Consider the following 1,340-nt stretch of genomic DNA (forward strand, 5'->3'; position numbering starts at 1 on the left):
AACAGCGGGCTGACAGAGCCTGCCCGCCGTGTGGCTGACCTTCTGAATATCGTGCTTCCTGACAACGCAACTTCGTACACACTACGTGACATCATCGAAGCGTTGCCGAAGGACAGTAATGCGGCATGGAAACTCACCAGTAATGCCATGTCGATGATGGCAGATATGCAGGCGACGCGCAGACGCTGGGAAGAGCTGAACACCGAACGAAAGGAAGCGATGAGCCATGCTGCCAGCCTGAAAAAATCATCGCCGTTTTCGTCCGGTTTTTCCCGTATTCCCCTGATGCAATGGGCGGCACCGGAATACCGTAGCGAACAGGGAAAAATCCAGTCGCTGAGCCAGCAAATGGAAAAATTGCGACAGCATTACCGGAAGGTGGAGAAACAGGACATTCCCGCGAGTCAGACGGCATTTGAAAAACAGTGGCAGCAGTGGGGGGCATCCGGCCTTGCAGCTCTCAGAGTCCAGTTGCTTAAACGTGAAGAGGAATTGCGCCGGAAGGAGCAGGAGGATACAGAACGTAGTCGCGCGGAGCGACGAGCGGAACAGCTCAGGAAAAATGACAATGCCGTTATGGATTCAGGGGTACTGAGCGCAGTCGTTACGGGGTATGGCGAGGCCCCCATGCCTGGTAACGGGGAAATGACCTGTTACCTTCTGCTTCACAACCGGAACGGAGAATACACGCTCTGGGGGAACGAGCTGGAGAAATACCGCACCAGAATCTTTGAGCGTGTTGATTTAATGCGTGACAGGAGTGGTTATATCTGTGACCGAAGCGAAATCGGTCAACATCCACCACTGCAACGTGTTTATTCCTCTGCGACCTTTGAGCAACTTCTGACGCAGGTTTGCCAGACATGGCCGCAATATACCCGCAATCTCCGCCAGCCGAAGACATGGCCGGAGTCTTTCTGTCTTGGAGAAGACCGCCAGCCAGCCATGCCATCACTGGCAGCAAGGAAGGTGGATTTTACGCAGGGACGTCTGCTACCGACGCTGATGCCGGTAATGAGTTCTGTCGACCGGGAAACCCGCCAGCTTCAGCTTTTGCTGGTCATGGGCGTGGATGACTCTCTGGGCGGTGTTGTCCGGCTTAATGGTACGCTGTATCCCGCGTTTGCCGTTCCCTCAGCCGATAACAGCCAGCTGGTCATCAGTGCACTGACCGATAAGGGGTTACGGTATGCAGGGTATGGTGTTGCCGTAAATCACGATGCAGACAGCCACATATCACCTGCGCCGGAACTTATGGAGTTTCATCTGAAAACCCGTGAGGCACCGCTTTTTGCTGCCGTCAACACACCAGAAAAACAGCCGGATCATCTGTTCCGCTC

General features: G+C 54.4%; 1 pseudogene. It reads left to right on the forward strand.

Annotated elements, in window-relative coordinates:
* Positions 1-1,340 (forward strand): annotated as a pseudogene (locus G434_RS29525) (conjugal transfer protein); the annotation flags it as partial.

Origin of the sequence: Escherichia sp. KTE172 (assembly GCF_000408845.1) — a bacterium.
In the GTDB taxonomy this organism is placed as follows: domain Bacteria; phylum Pseudomonadota; class Gammaproteobacteria; order Enterobacterales; family Enterobacteriaceae; genus Escherichia; species Escherichia coli.